This is a genomic window from Novosphingobium sp. ZN18A2 (genome assembly GCF_036784765.1).
In the GTDB taxonomy this organism is placed as follows: domain Bacteria; phylum Pseudomonadota; class Alphaproteobacteria; order Sphingomonadales; family Sphingomonadaceae; genus Novosphingobium.
In genome coordinates this window covers 1359250-1373570 of the sequence record NZ_CP136651.1, presented here as the reverse complement: position 1 = coordinate 1373570, position 14321 = coordinate 1359250, and the positions used below count along the sequence as shown (strand labels likewise).

The following is a 14321-nucleotide window of genomic DNA, read 5'->3' as shown; positions in this document are numbered from 1 at the left end:
GTGAAGGCCCGCCCTTGCGGACGGCTGGCTACTCCCCAGATGACGGTCCGTCATTGGCATCGCGGACCGGTGCCGTCAACGCCCTCAGGGATATAGCAACAGCGGCGCCACCTCTTCGCGCCACGACGCCTCATCCGCGCTCGCCAGCGCATCCAGATCGCCCGGCTCCGCCGCGTTGTCGTCCACCCATTCGCGCAAGGCCGGGCCGCCGTTGATCACATCTATCGCCAGCCGGTCGAACACGTATTCGTAAGGGAAATCCCGCCACAGCGGATAATCGGGCCAGAGCCGGCGGATCGCCTTGAACGCGAGCGCCTGGAGCCGCCAGGGGCGGAACGCGGCGTGATTGTAGAATCCCGATTCCGCGTGAATCATCAATGCATTGCACAGCGTTCCTGCGTGCTTGTGAAAGGTCGGCTCGAACCAGCATTCGCGGATGGCACAGCCCTCCAGCCAGTCAGGTGCCAAGCGTTGCATTTCCGCCTTTACCGCACCTGCCTCGACATCGGGGGCGCCGAACAGCACTTCCAGCGGGCGCGTCGTGCCGCGCCCCTCGCTCAGCGTCGTGCCTTCCAGCATCACCGTGCCCGCATAGGCGCGCGCCATGTTGAGATTCGCCGCGTTGGGACTGGGATTGATCCACACGCGGTCCTGCGGCCAGCCGAAACCGGGGGCGGCATCGGGTTGCCACCCTTCCATTCCGATCACCCGGTAATCGACATCGAGGTTGAAGCGGCGAATGAACCAGTGCCCCATCTCGCCCAGCGTCAGCCCGTGGCGCATCGGCATCGGCCCCGCGCCCACGAAGCTTTCGGTGCCGGGCACCAGCTTCGTCCCCTCCATCGGGCGACCGGCGGGATTGGGACGGTCGAGCACCCACACGCTCTTGCCATGTTCGGCCGCCGCTTCGAGCAGGTAGAGCAGCGTGGTCACGAAGGTATAGATCCGGCAGCCAAGGTCTTGCAGGTCGAACAGGAACACGTCCGCGCTCGACATCATCTGTCCTGTGGGACGGCGCACTTCGCCATAGAGGCTGAACACCGGGATGCCGTAAACCGGATCAAGCTCATCCGCGGTTTCGACCATGTTGTCCTGCTTGTCGCCCTTCAACCCGTGCTGCGGGCCGAAGGCGGAGGACAGGCGGATGCCGGGGCAGGCCGCCAGCGCATCGAGCGAATGGACCAGCGTGTCCGTCACCGATGCGGGATGCGCCACCAGCGCGACGCGCTTGCCTTCCAGCGGCTTGCGCAAATCAGGGTCCGCCAGCAGGCGGTCGATACCGAATTTCATGCGTGTCCGGGTGCCGCAAAGGTGCCGGTGAAGCAAGCCGGATCATGGAAATCGGGCGGGCCGTCGCCGTGCGCCATCGCCCACAGCGATTTTATGCCGCCCTCCTCTTCGATCACCGCCGTCAGCCCGTATCGCCAGGGCAGCGGCGGCAGGGCGCTTGCCGGAACGGCCGCGTCGAAGATCGCGAACGTGCTACCCTGCCGCATCGTGCAATCCGGCTCACGCGGGAACGGCCGGTTGGCCATGCCTTCGCGCCGCGAGGTGAAATCGTAAGCCGCCCAATGTTCGGAAGGCGACAGGTTCAGTTCCACATAGGCCGGCCCTTCCCCCGGCATCAGGAAGGCTTCAAAGCACGTCGTCTGCCACAGGTTGTCCGCCCTGCCCTTGCCGCCGAACGGCGGCACATACAGCGTGCCGCTCCCTTCGATCCGCCAGCGCAGGCGCAGCCAGTTTTCGTCTCGCGAGACGATCCGCGCCTCGACCGATGTGACGGCAAGCGGCGGCATATCGGGGTGGCAGATCAGCCTGTGCGTTTCCAATCGCGCAACTCCGTGCTAGGCGGCCCGCCGCCATGACATACAAGTCCGATCTTATCCGCCTGCTCGACGAGCGTGGCTATGTCCACCAGATGACCGACGCGGCGGGGCTGGATGCCCTTGCCGCAAGCCAGGTTGTGCCCGGATATATCGGCTTCGACGCGACCGCGCCATCGCTTCATGTCGGCAGCCTGGTGCAGATCATGATGCTGCGCCGTCTCCAGCAGGCGGGGCACAAGCCGATCGTGGTGATGGGCGGCGGAACGACCAAGATCGGCGATCCTTCGGGCAAGGACGAAAGCCGCAAGATGCTTACGCCCGAGATCATCAAGGGCAATATCGCATCGATCCGCACCGTGTTCGAACGGCTGCTCACCTTCGGTGACGGGCCGACCGACGCGATCATGGTCGATAACGACGAATGGCTCAGCCAGTTGGGATATGTCGAACTGCTGCGCGACGTGGGGCCGCATTTCACGGTCAACCGGATGCTGACGTTCGATTCCGTCAAGCTGCGGCTTGAGCGCGAACAACCGCTGACCTTCCTCGAATTCAATTACATGATCCTGCAGGCCTACGATTTCCGTGAGCTTGCCCTGCGCCACGCCTGCCGCCTGCAAATGGGCGGTTCCGACCAGTGGGGCAATATCGTCAACGGCATCGAACTGACCCGCCGGATGAACGGGATCGAACTGTTCGGCCTTACCACCCCGCTGCTGACCACGGCGGACGGGGCGAAGATGGGCAAAACCGCTTCCGGTGCCGTGTGGCTGAACGAGGGACAGCTTCCGGCCTACGATTTCTGGCAATACTGGCGCAACACCGACGACCGCGACGTGGGCCGGTTCCTGCGCCTGTTCACCGACCTGCCGCTGGACGAGATCGCGCGGCTGGAAGCGCTGGAAGGCAGCGAGATCAACGCCGCCAAGGTGGTGCTGGCGAACGAAGTGACGGCGCTCGTGCGGTCGCACGAAGCGGCGGAGACGGCGGAAAAGACCGCTGCGGCAACATTCGCCGGCGGCGGCGTTGGCGATGATCTGCCCACGTTCGATTCGCCCGACATGGAACTGGGCCTGATCGATGCGTTGATCGGCCTTGGATTCGCGGCGAGCCGAGGCGAAGCAAAGCGCCTGATTGCCGGCGGCGGCGCGCGCGTTAACGGTAATCAGGTCAGGGACGATGCCTTCGTCATTTCGCTGGACGGCGGAGAAGCGCGGATTTCCGCGGGAAAAAAGAAGCACGGGATCGTCCGCGCAGGCTAGGCCGCTTCTATCCTGCCCTGTTTTACCAAATGTTCGCCAATTTGGATCATTACGGCTCCCGGATGTTCGAGAAAACACGAGGGAGCGCAAATGACTGGCGGAGCGCAGCTTTCAGTCACTGATCTTCGCCGGGCTGCACGGCACCCGGTGGAAATGCCGGTCATCGGCGAGCATCGCACGCTGGGCGACGTGATGCTGCACATCGTCAACATATCGAGCAACGGCTTCATGGTGCGCAACGAGATTGAACTGGGCCGCGGCGAACGCGTTACCATCCGCCTTCCGGTTATCGGCCGGATCGAAGCATTTCTGGTGTGGGCCGATGGCGAGCGCGGCGGCTTCCAGTTCGAACGCATCCTGCGACAGGACGACTTCGTCAAGATGCTTCGCGCGCTCAAGCCGAACCCGCGCCTTCTTCGCGCCCGCTGAGGGGCGAACGCGACTTCAATTTCAGAGGTTTTTGCTGGCCCGAGCGGTGAACGGCCGCCTTCAAACGTGAAAATCGGTTCATGTTGCCGCACTGCGGTATATTCCGCTTGATACAATATATCATTTCTCTATGAGAGGCGCCGTCAACTCATCAGAACCGACGGGACGCCCCCTTGACCAATCGCCATATCCTGCTTGCCGCCACCATTCTTTCCGCCGCGCCACTTGCCGCGACGGCAGCGCAGGCAAAGGACGCCGCCGCCGGATCGTCCGCCGTGGAAGCGGCGCAGCTTCCGCCCGGACATGACATGCACGGCCCCGAAATCGTTGTGACCGGCCGCGTCTTTTCGCCCGACAGCGACCCGGTCATGGCGCCGGTCGTGATGAAGGGTGACGAGCTTCTGCGCGAGGTCCAGCCACAGATCGGCGATACGCTGGCCAAGCTGCCGGGCGTCTCCTCTTCATCCTTCGCGCCGGGCGTGTCGCGCCCCGTGCTTCGCGGCTTCGACGGCCCGCGCGTGGAGGTGCTTCTCGACGGTATCGGATCGCTCGACGCCTCGTCCGTCTCGGGGGATCACGCGGTGGCGCTCGATACACTGAATGTAGAGCGGGTTGACGTTCTGCACGGGCCGCAGGCCCTGATGTATTCGTCGGACCCGATGGGCGGCGTGGTGAACGCGATGGACAAGCGCATCCCGCGCAGGGTTCCGGAAAACGGCTATAAATTCGATGGTCTTGCCAGTTACGGCACCGCCGCCAACCAGGCCATTGGCGCCGGCGCGCTGGACGTGGCCCTTGCGCCGCGCTTCGTCGCGCATTTCGATGCGTCCTACAATCACAGCACCGATGAACGCATCGGCGGCTATGTGCTGTCTCCACAACTGCGCGCGCAGACACTGGCCGACGCGGCGGATCTTGCCGCAAACGGAGACACCGGCGGCGCGGCGGCGTTGACCGATGCGGCCAATGCGAGCGGTCGCATCGCGAACAGCTGGGCCAACGGGCACACACTGGGTGCGGGGCTTGCCTTCATCGACGATGGCGGGACGATCGGCGTTTCGGTTCAACGGCTCGAAACGAACTATGGCATTCCCCCGCGTCCCAGTGCGACACCGGGCAGCAATACGTCCATCGCGCTGCGCCAGACGCGCTTCGGCCTGCGCACCGGGGTTAACCTGGATGGCGGCTTCATCAGGAAGGTGGAGTTGAACGCCGCCTATGCCGATTACGATCACGCCGAACTGGACAATGGCGTGCCGGCAACGCGCTTTCTCAACAAGGCATTCGATACCCGGCTTGTCGCCACGCAAGCGCGCCGGGGCGGATGGCGCGGGCAGACGGGCATCCAGTACGGCGACGGCAACCTGGCGGTAGTGGGTGACGAAAAACTGCTGCCGGACAGCAACTCCAGCCGCTTTGCCGCCTTCACCTTGCAGCAGTATCGCCTCGCCCGCGTCGATCTGGAAGCCGCGCTGCGATACGAACATTCCAACGTGCGGGCAAAGCCGGCGGGCCTCACGCACAGCTTCAACCAGGTATCCGCCTCCGCGGGCATCGGCTGGCACGTTACCGATGAACTGATGCTCAACCTTGCCGGCATTCACGGAGAGCGCGCGCCCGCGTCGGAAGAGCTTTTCGTGGACGGGGCGCACGATGCCACCCAGTCCTATGAAATCGGCAACCCGAACTTCACGGTGGAAAAGAGCAACGGCGTGGAAGGCGGCTTGCGCTTCCGCGGCGACGGCGCGCTTTTCGCGGTGACCGCCTATTACACCGATTTCGACAACTTCATCACACCCGTGCCGACGGGCGCAGTGATAGAGGACCTGCCGGTCTACCAGTTCATCCAGGCTCCGGCGCGGTTCTGGGGCGTGGAGAGCGAGGCTTCGGTTACCGCCGCGCGCTGGGGCGACAATTCGCTGAAGATGGAAGCGGGCGGAGACTATGTAAACGCCAGGCTCAAGGGCATCGGTCCGGTGCCGCGCATCCCGCCCCTGCGCCTGCGCGGCGCGGTGCAGTTCGACATGCCCACGCTTTCGCTGCGCGGCGAGGTTGAATGGAACGCGAAGCAGGACCGCGTATCGGCCAAGGAATATCCGACCGGGGCCTTCACCCTGCTGGGCGCCAGCGCAACCTGGCGGCCGCTGGGCGAAGACAGCCCGCTTACGCTGATCCTTTCGGGCGACAACCTGCTGAACGCCGATGGACGGCGGTCCGCATCCGAAACGCGGGACTTCGTGCCGATCACCGGGCGCAACGTGAAGTTGACGCTGGCAGTTTCAATTTGAACCCGGTTTAGAATTGCTTGCTTGGCAAGGATGATCCGCGCTGCCATTGCGGCGCGGTGACTCCTTCAAGCCCAGAACCCACCTCCCCCGTCGCAATCCCCGATTTTCGCCTGTTGTGGGTCGCGCGCTTCGCTGCGGTGATGGCCACGACGTCGATGGTCGTGGTGATCGGCTGGCAGGTCTATGACGTCGCGCGCAGCGCCTATGGGATGAGCCGTTCGCACGCGGCCTTCCAGTTGGGCCTGCTCGGACTGTTCCAGTTCCTGCCGCTGTTCGTGCTGACGCCCGTCGCCGGTTGGGCGGCTGACCGGTTCGACCGGCGCTTTATGGCCGCGTTCTCCTATTCCACCGATATAGTCGTGGCACTGTCGCTGGGCATTGCCACGCAGACACATTCGCTCTCGTTGCCGCTGTTGTTCGGGCTGGCGGCGCTGCACGGCACCGCGCGCGTGTTTTCCGGCCCGGCGTTGAGCGCCATGGTACCCAATGTCGTACCTCCTTCCCTGCTGCCCAAAGCCATTGCCCTTGCCAGCATCGCCATGCAGGCCGCATCGATGCTCGGCCCCGCGGCGGGCGGTTTGCTGTATGCCGCGCACCCGGCTCTGCCCTACTGGATAGGATCAGGACTTCTGGCGCTTTCGATGACCTGCGTGCTGCTGATCCGCCCGATCCGCGCATCGGGCATGCGGCGCGACATTCACCCCGTCCGCCAGATGGCCGAGGGGCTGGGATACGTCTGGAACGAACGATTCCTGCTGGGCTGCATCACGCTTGACCTCTTCGCCGTGCTGCTCGCCGGCGCGACTGCGCTGCTGCCGGTCTATGCGCGCGACATCCTGCACGTCGGGCCGGAAGGCCTGGGGCAGATGCGCGCAGCACCCGCCGTGGGTGCGGCCATCGTGGCGCTGTGGCTTTCGTTCCGTCCGCTGGAAAGGAACGTGGGCGTCAAGATGATGTGGGCGGTCGCCGTGTTTGGCGCGGCAACGGCGGTGTTTGGCGTATCGCGCAGTTTCCTGCTTTCGCTTGCCATGCTGGTGCTGCTCGGCGCGGCGGACATGGTTTCGGTTTTCGTGCGCAACACGCTGGTGCAGCTTAACACGCCCGACGACATGCGCGGGCGCGTCTCGTCGGTATCGGGCCTCACCATTTCCGCCTCCAACGAGCTGGGTGAGATGCAGTCCGGCGTTGCCGCCGCGATCCTGGGGGCAACGGGCGCGGTTGTATTCGGCGGCGTTGGCGCGATAGTTGTAACCGCAATCTGGGCGGTAATCTTTCCGGAACTGGCGCGGGCGCGCACATTCGCCCCGCAGTTCCGCCAGACGAGCGCAACCGAACACGAGACAACGGAGAAGGAGCCCGCACAATGAAGGCCGACAGCATTCTTGCCACCATCGGCAATACACCGCACATCCGCCTGTCGCGGATGTTTCCGGACCATGAAGTGTGGGTGAAGGCCGAACGCGCCAATCCCGGCGGTTCAATCAAGGACCGCATCGCGCTGTCCATGGTCGAAGCCGCCGAAGCGGACGGCAGCCTGAAGCCGGGCGGCACCATCATCGAACCGACCAGCGGAAACACCGGGATCGGCCTTGCGATGGTCGCGGCGGTGAAGGGCTACAAACTTGTCCTGGTCATGCCCGAATCGATGTCGCTCGAACGGCGGCGGCTGATGCTGGCCTATGGCGCGAAATTCGACCTTACGGCCAAGGAAAAGGGCATGAAGGGCGCGATCGAACGCGCGGCGCAACTGGTGCAGGAAACACCCGGCGCCTGGATGCCCCAGCAGTTCGAAAATCCGGCCAACCCGGCCATTCACGCCCGCGCCACCGCGCAGGAAATCCTTGCTGACTATACCGACACTCCGCTTGACGCATTGATCAGCGGGGTCGGCACCGGCGGCCACCTGACCGGATGCGCCGAAGTGCTGAAGAAGGCGTGGCCCGAAATGAAGGCGTTCGCAGTGGAGCCCGACCTTTCGCCGGTGATTTCGGGCGGGCAGCCCGGCCCTCACCCGATCCAGGGCATCGGCGCGGGCTTCATTCCCGGCAACCTGCACACGCAGGCGATCGACGGCGCGATCAAGGTCGATGCGGCCGATGCAAAGGCGATGGCTCGCCGCTGCGCGACCGAGGAAGGGATGCTGGTCGGGATCAGTTCGGGCGCGACGCTGGCGGCCATTGCGCTCAAGCTGCCCGAACTGCCCGCAGGCGCGCGCGTAATGGGCTTCAACTACGATACCGGCGAACGATACCTGTCGGTGCCCGATTTCTTGCCGGAGTAAATCGCGAATGCTGGAAAGGATCGAATTCCGAGACCGCGAAACCGCGCTTACCGGCTGGCTTTGCCGGCCCGCCGGAAAGCCGCGCGCAGCGGTTCTTGTGTTTCCCACGATCGCGAACCTGCGCCCGGCGATCGAACGGCGCGCGCAGATGCTGGCGGACGCCGGCTATCTGGCCATGATCGCCGATTTCTATGGCGAAGTGCCCCAGGAGCCGGAGCGCGTGCGCGCGCTTGCAGACAGCTTGCGCGCCGATGTGGACCACTATCGCACGCGGCTTTCAGCAAACCTGGCCACGCTGGCGGGACATGATGCGGCAAAGGGTCTTCCGGTTGCCGCAATCGGCTTCTGCATGGGCGGCCAGGCGGTGCTGGAACTGGCCCGCGCGGGGCAAGACCTGAAAGCCGTCGCCATTTTTCACGGCATCCTCTCGTCGGACCGGCCGGCGCGCGACGGTGACCGCATCACGCCGCGTATCCTCGTCTGCCACGGCGACAAAGACCCGTTGGTTCCGCGCGAACAAGTTGCTGCTTTTGAAGAAGAAATGGACGCCGCGGGCGCTTTTTGGCACTTGCACGTCTATTCAAACGCAAGGCACGGCTTCACCGATCCCGAAAGCGACAGCCGCGGCATGGACGCGGTGAAATACGATGCCAGCGCCGACCGGCAGAGCTGGGCCGCGATGCTTTCATTCTTCGACGAAATATTCGGATAGAAACGGCGCCCCTGCCCTTCCCGCTTGGGAGAAAGGCAGGGGCGCTATTTCACGTTTCGGGAAATGCCCGTCAGGCCGTGGCGAATGCCTCGACCGGCAGCGCCATCACGGTTTCTCCGCCCGCTTCGATCTCACGCCGCAGCGCGCCGGCCTGCGGCATCGAGCGCAGCGCAAAGTGCTTCGCGGTGACAAGCTTGGCTTCGTAGAACGCCGTGTTGCCTTCGCCCGATTCCAGCTTCGCGGCGGCCACCTTGGCAACCTTCAGCCACATCAGCCCGATCGAGACGATGCCCATCGCCGTCATATAGGCATAGGCGCCCGCACCCAGCGAATTGCGGTCAGCCATGGCGTTCTGCATGAACCACATCGTTGCGGCCTTCAGTTCGCCATTCGCCCTGGCAAGCCTTTCGGCAACGGCGGCGACGGTTTCGTTCCCGCCGGTTTCCGCGCATTCGTCGTCCACCAGCTTGAAGAAAGCCTGGATAGCACGCCCGCCGTTCATCGCCAGCTTGCGACCGCACAGGTCCATCGCCTGGATTCCGTTGGCGCCTTCGTAGATCATGGCGATGCGGGCATCGCGCACGAACTGCTCCATGCCCCACTCCTTGATATAGCCGTGCCCGCCATAAATCTGCTGCATGTTGGTGGCCGTGGCATATCCCATGTCGGTGCCGTATCCCTTGATGACCGGGGTCATCAGGCTGATCAGGTCATCGGCCAGCTGGCGCTCTTCCTCGGTCGCGGCCTTGTGGCTCAGGTCCACCTGCAGCGCGCCCCACATGCACAGGGCACGCATACCTTCGGTAAATGCCTTCGCATCCATCAGCATGCGGCGCACATCGGGGTGGACGAAAATCGGGTCGGCCTTCTGGTCGGGCTCTGCCGGGCCGGTCAGCGCGCGGCCCTGGCGACGTTCCTGCGCATACGTCACCGCGTTCTGGTAAGCGACTTCGGCCTGGCCAAGCCCCTGGATGCCAACGCCAAGGCGCGCGGCGTTCATCATGATAAACATCGCGGCAAGGCCCTTGCACTCTTCGCCCACGATCCAGCCCTTGGCGCCATCGTAATTCATCACGCAGGTCGCGTTGCCGTGGATGCCCATCTTGTGTTCGATCGACCCGCACGAAACCGCGTTGCGTTCGCCCAGCGATCCGTCATCGTTCACCAGTACCTTGGGAACGATGAACAGCGAGATACCTTTCGACGATTCCGGCGCGCCCGGCGTCTTGGCGAGCACGAGGTGGATGATGTTGTCGACAAGGTCGTTTTCGCCGGCCGAGATGAAGATCTTCGTACCGCTGATGGCATAGGAGCCATCGGCCTGCGGTTCGGCTTTGGTGCGAATCAGGCCCAGGTCGGTGCCGCAGTGCGGCTCCGTCAGGTTCATCGTCCCCAGCCATTCGCCAGAGATCATCTTCGGAAGGTACTTCGCATGCTGTTCGGGCGATCCCTTGGCAAGGATCGCACTGACCGCGCCGTTGGCAAGTCCCGGATACATCGCCAGCGCATGGTTCGCGGTGGCAAGGTATTCCTCCATAACGAAGCCCAGCACGTGCGGCAGCCCCTGCCCGCCGAACTCGGCCGGCGCGGACAAGGTGCCCCAGCCGCCTTCGCGATACTTCGCATAGGCTTCCTTGAACCCGGTGGGCGTCGTCACGGACCCGTCCGCGTTGCGGGTGCAGCCTTCCTGGTCGCCCACCTGGTTCAATGGCGCGAAGACTTCGGAAGCGAAACGACCGCCTTCCTCGATGATCGCGTCAATCATGTCGCGCGTGGCATTCTCGAAGCCCGGCAGGTTCCCGTAGCTTTCAATGTCCAGCACTTCGTTGACGATGAAACGCGTGTCGCCGGTCGGCGCCTTGTAGGTGGGCATGGTCAGTCCTTGTCTGGTGTATTCGGCTTTGTGTTGTCCGTGGTCCACGAATCCGGATCGCGGCCCTCGGCGCGTTCGCGTTCTACCACCAGGTCGATGAATCCGGTGAGTTCATCGATCGTATCGGCGATATCCGCCTGCTGGCGCCTGAGCGCTTCCACCCGTTCGCGGCATTTTTCTATCGTGAAGCGGCGTTGTTCCGCACGGCCGTCGTCGCGATCGTAAAGGTCGATCATGTCGCGGATCTCGCCAAGGCTGAAACCCACGTTCTTGGCGCGCATGATCCACGCCAGCCGCGCGCGATCCCGCTTGGAATAGATGCGCGACAGCCCGGAACGCGTCGGCGCGATCAGCCCTTCGTCCTCATAGAAACGAAGCGCGCGGGCGGTTACGCCGAATTCGGTCGACAGGTCGGAGATCGTGTATTGCTCGCGCGCCTGGGCATCCGGATGATCGAGATATCCGGTCTGGCGCTCCCGCTCAGGGTGCTTTGCGGCATCAGGCGTCGACATGCGCCCGCGCTAATTCACCTTTACGTAAACGTCAATCCTCGATCCGCTCGAGTCGGCCATCCGCGCCCAGCTTCCGGTAGAAGCAGCTGGTTGCCAGCGTGTGGCACGCAGGGCCGGCAGGTTCGACTCGCAGTTCGACGGCATCCTGGTCGCAATCGACGCGGATTTCGCGGACTTTCAGGACGTGGCCGGAACTCTCCCCCTTCATCCACAGCCTGCCGCGCGACCGGGAGAAGAAGTGCGCGAATCCGGTCTCGACGGTCTTGTCCACGGCTTCGCGATTCATGTGCGCCAGCATCAGCAAACGCCCGCTGTTCACGTCGATGGCGACAGCCGTAAGCAGGCCCGCGGCATCGAAACGGGGCATGAATCGGTCCCCCTGTTCGCGCAATTCGGTCTCGGATCGGTCGGAAATGGTTATAGCCTTTCGCAAGTGCCTGCTCTGCAGCAGCTTTTGTTGCACGATAACCACAGGGAGACGCCAAAATCCACAGTTCCCGCACGAAGCCCTTTCATCCGCGCGCTTGCTCGGCAACAAATGCTCTGCGGTTTGAGGGAACCGTGCAACTGAACCGCCGAAAGGCGGCGCATGTGCGCCAATGTTCAGGGAAAGTGGTCAGCGTCCGACCCGGTCGAATTGGGGGCATGAGGACGGGAATGCTGACGGTGAGGGATAATGGCGAGACGGTCGGGGGGCCGTCGATCCGGGCCTAGGCACGGACGCCGAGAATTTCGTCACGACGGCGCCCGGGAGCATCCGCTCCCGGGCGTTTTCTTATGTGCCCCCTCTGGTTCCGGCCCTCCAGTTCCCGACTCAACCGCCGTAGCGGCATGATCAAGCGCCTCGTCCAGAACGCGCGAGAAGCAGGCGATGCGCACATCGCGCGCACCGGCCCTGCGCAAGGCGGCAATGCACGCGCCGGACGTTGCACCACTTGTCAGCACATCGTCGACCAGCAGGACGCGCGCGCCCTTCAACCTTGCAATTTGGCGCGGATTGCCGACGATCGCGCCGGATAGCGTTTTTGCGCGCGCCTTGCGTGACAGGCCGCCCAGCGCGGGCGTCCGCCGCGTGCGCAGCAAGGCATCGACCAGCAGGCGATGGCCGGTGCGGCGCGATACCTCGCGCGCGAGCATGGCCGACTGGTTGAACCCGCGCGACCACAAGCGCCAGCGATGCAGCGGCACCGGGACAACCAGCCATTCGCCGTCAAGTTCAGGAATCCTCGCGGCAATCAGCCGGCCGAGCAGCGCCGACAGTCCGATTCGCCGCCCGTGCTTGAAGGCCAGCACAAGCTGCCGGGCGGTATCGTTGTAGAGCGTTGCCGCGTGGATACCCCCATGCTTCGGCGGCATCGCCATGCATGGAGCGCAAACGGAATGACCTCGCTCGACGACGTTCCCCAGCGGGCGCTGGCACTTCGAACAGCTTGGCTCTCCGGGAATCACAAGCCCGCTCCAGCAAGACAGGCAAAGCCCGCCCTGCGCGGCCAGCGCATCGCCGCACAATGGGCAGCGCGGCGGAAAAACAAAGTCCACAACGGGCGCAAACGAAGCGGCAAGGGCCATGCGATTGACCTTTTCGTGCCTGCGGCCCCTTGGCAAGTGGCGCGGATACGGGCAGTCGCGAAATCGATGGCTTTGCCCCCCACGATATTTTCACCGCGCCGCCGCCTTGCGGTGCGTCGCCGCCTGCACCGGATGCAACAATCGCCGGACGCCGCGCGTTACCTGCTCGACGACATGACCGAGGACGTGATCGAGCGCCTGGATTTCCTGCGGCACGAGCCAAAGTCGGCGCTGGTCATCGGAGACTGGACCGGCACACTGGCGCAAACGCTGGACGCGCGCGGCGTGGAAGTGGATCGCGCCGATCCGCTTCCCGTAAGCGGCGAGCAGGCGATTGACGAAGAACAGCCCCTGCCCGGCGGCGGGTTCCAGCTTGTTACCAGCTTCGGCACGCTGGACACGGTGAATGACCTTCCCGGCGCCCTGCTGCACTTGCGCGCCGCACTGGCGCCGGGCGGGTTGATGATTGCAAGTTTCGCCGGCGCGGGAAGCCTGCCCGCCCTGCGCGAGATCATGGCTGCTGCCGATGCAGAGCGCCCTGCCCCGCGCCTTCACCCCATGGTTGACGTGCGCGCGGGCGGGCAACTTCTCCAGCGTTGCGGGTTTGACGATCCGGTTATCGACAGCCGCAGCCTTTCGGTACGCTTCGGCTCTCTCGCCTCGCTGGTTGCCGACGTGCGCGCGCAGGGCCAGCAGAATGTGCTTGCAAAGCACGGGCCGGCACTGGGCAAGGCGGCCCATGCGCGGGCGCTGGATGCGTTTGACGAACTGGCGGATGAACAAGGCCGCGTTACGGAAACGTTCGAAATCCTCACGCTCAGTGGCTGGCGCCGCTAACCGCCAATCGAAGATTCAACCTGCGGCGGCCAGTGCAGCGGCCAGATCGGCGCGGATATTCTGCAACTTGCGCACAAGCGCGGCATCGGCCCGGCCACCTTGCGATTGACCGGCATCAGGCTGCGTCGCGCCTTCGCGCGCGACGCGTTTGCGCCCGCCAAGGACATGGCGCGCACCCCGAATGGTGTAACCTTCCTGATAGAGCAGCCTGCTGATTTCCTGGATCAGCTCCACGTCTTCGGGACGATAGTATCGCCGTCCGCCCGCACGGGTCAGCGGTTTCAGCTGCGGGAACTGTTCTTCCCAATAGCGCAGCACGTGCTGCTTTATTCCGAACGCCTTTGCCACCTCGCCGATCGTGCGCAGCGCGTCAGGTTCCTTGTCATCCTGGAAATCGAGAGAAGGCTGGTCGGTCATTCTTCGGTGCAGATGCGGTCCTTCAGCATCTGGCTGGCCCGGAACGTAAGCACGCGGCGCGGCGTGATTGGCACTTCGACGCCCGTCTTGGGATTGCGCCCGATCCGTTCGGTCTTGTCTCGCAAGAGGAATGTCCCGAAACCCGAGATCTTGACGTTTTCGCCCTTTTCGAGCGCGTCACACATCTCGTCCAGAATGGATTCCACCATTTCTAGCGAATCCGCGCGCGACAATCCGACCCGGCGATTGATGCTTTCCGCAAGGTCCGCCCGCGTCAATGTTCCGACAGAACGCATCCCCTTCGTTCTCCCACCA

At 64.1% G+C, this 14321-nt stretch carries 15 protein-coding genes and 1 pseudogene; 7 read left to right on the top strand and 9 right to left on the bottom strand.

Features of this window, described 5'->3' with window-relative positions; translation table 11 throughout:
• Nucleotides 1–84 precede the first annotated feature (84 nt).
• Nucleotides 85–1290 carry a DUF1343 domain-containing protein gene (locus RXV95_RS06840; RefSeq protein ID WP_338468257.1) on the bottom strand — a complete coding sequence of 402 codons (1206 nt, stop codon included), beginning with the start codon at nt 1288–1290 and terminating at the stop codon, nt 85–87.
• Nucleotides 1287–1829, bottom strand: coding sequence for a DOMON-like domain-containing protein (locus RXV95_RS06835; RefSeq protein WP_338468256.1), 543 nt, complete (start codon nt 1827–1829; stop codon nt 1287–1289). Before RXV95_RS06835 ends, RXV95_RS06840 begins: the two co-directional genes overlap by 4 nt.
• A 32-nt stretch (nt 1830–1861) precedes the next feature.
• Between RXV95_RS06835 and tyrS the strand changes: the two genes are divergently transcribed.
• From tyrS to RXV95_RS06805, 6 genes are all read left to right on the top strand, one after another.
• On the top strand, nt 1862–3088 hold the full coding sequence (tyrS, locus tag RXV95_RS06830) for a tyrosine--tRNA ligase (protein ID WP_338468255.1): 1227 nt from the start codon (nt 1862–1864) through the stop codon (nt 3086–3088).
• A 90-nt stretch (nt 3089–3178) separates the two neighbouring features.
• Nucleotides 3179–3517 (top strand): PilZ domain-containing protein, encoded by a 339-nt coding sequence (locus tag RXV95_RS06825; RefSeq protein ID WP_338468254.1) that lies wholly within the window; start codon nt 3179–3181, stop codon nt 3515–3517.
• Nucleotides 3518–3690: 173 nt separating this feature from the next.
• Entirely contained in the window at nt 3691–5805 is a 2115-nt protein-coding gene (locus RXV95_RS06820; protein ID WP_338468253.1) for a TonB-dependent receptor, read from the top strand.
• Between the two features lie 56 nt (nt 5806–5861).
• Nucleotides 5862–7172: an MFS transporter gene (locus tag RXV95_RS06815; RefSeq protein ID WP_338468252.1), complete on the top strand. Its 1311-nt coding sequence runs from the start codon at nt 5862–5864 to the stop codon at nt 7170–7172.
• Nucleotides 7169–8086, top strand: coding sequence for a cysteine synthase A (gene cysK, locus RXV95_RS06810; RefSeq protein ID WP_338468251.1), 918 nt, complete (start codon nt 7169–7171; stop codon nt 8084–8086). The genes RXV95_RS06815 and cysK overlap by 4 nt, the downstream gene beginning before the upstream one ends.
• A 7-nt stretch (nt 8087–8093) precedes the next feature.
• The gene (locus RXV95_RS06805) at nt 8094–8798 is read left to right on the top strand and encodes a dienelactone hydrolase family protein (RefSeq protein WP_338468250.1); all 705 of its coding nucleotides are present in this window, start codon (nt 8094–8096) and stop codon (nt 8796–8798) included.
• 70 nt (nt 8799–8868) lie between these two features.
• On the opposite strand, the gene RXV95_RS06800 is transcribed toward RXV95_RS06805, so the two are convergent.
• From RXV95_RS06800 to RXV95_RS06780, 5 genes and pseudogenes are all read right to left on the bottom strand, one after another.
• Nucleotides 8869–10671: an acyl-CoA dehydrogenase C-terminal domain-containing protein gene (locus RXV95_RS06800; protein ID WP_338468249.1), complete on the bottom strand. Its 1803-nt coding sequence runs from the start codon at nt 10669–10671 to the stop codon at nt 8869–8871.
• Nucleotides 10672–10673: 2 nt separating this feature from the next.
• Complete coding sequence (locus RXV95_RS06795) at nt 10674–11183, bottom strand: MerR family DNA-binding transcriptional regulator (RefSeq protein WP_338468248.1); 510 nt, start codon at nt 11181–11183, stop codon at nt 10674–10676.
• 31 nt (nt 11184–11214) lie between these two features.
• Nucleotides 11215–11550: a phosphoribosyl-AMP cyclohydrolase gene (hisI, locus tag RXV95_RS06790; RefSeq protein ID WP_338468247.1), complete on the bottom strand. Its 336-nt coding sequence runs from the start codon at nt 11548–11550 to the stop codon at nt 11215–11217.
• Between the two features lie 368 nt (nt 11551–11918).
• On the bottom strand, nt 11919–12545 hold the full coding sequence (locus RXV95_RS06785; protein ID WP_338468521.1) for a phosphoribosyltransferase family protein: 627 nt from the start codon (nt 12543–12545) through the stop codon (nt 11919–11921).
• A 9-nt stretch (nt 12546–12554) separates the two neighbouring features.
• Nucleotides 12555–12752, bottom strand: a pseudogene (locus tag RXV95_RS06780) (double zinc ribbon domain-containing protein); the annotation flags it as partial.
• A gap of 66 nt (nt 12753–12818) precedes the next feature.
• Between RXV95_RS06780 and RXV95_RS06775 the strand changes: the two are divergent.
• Nucleotides 12819–13589 carry a methyltransferase domain-containing protein gene (locus RXV95_RS06775; protein WP_338468246.1) on the top strand — a complete coding sequence of 257 codons (771 nt, stop codon included), beginning with the start codon at nt 12819–12821 and terminating at the stop codon, nt 13587–13589.
• Nucleotides 13590–13604: 15 nt separating this feature from the next.
• Here the strand turns inward: RXV95_RS06775 and RXV95_RS06770 are convergent, their stop codons facing one another.
• Together RXV95_RS06770 and RXV95_RS06765 are read right to left on the bottom strand one after the other, a co-directional pair.
• Complete coding sequence (locus RXV95_RS06770) at nt 13605–14006, bottom strand: MerR family transcriptional regulator (RefSeq protein WP_338468245.1); 402 nt, start codon at nt 14004–14006, stop codon at nt 13605–13607.
• On the bottom strand, nt 14003–14302 hold the full coding sequence (locus RXV95_RS06765) for an integration host factor subunit alpha (RefSeq protein WP_338468244.1): 300 nt from the start codon (nt 14300–14302) through the stop codon (nt 14003–14005). The genes RXV95_RS06770 and RXV95_RS06765 overlap by 4 nt, the downstream gene beginning before the upstream one ends.
• Between the last annotated feature and the right edge of the window lie 19 nt (nt 14303–14321).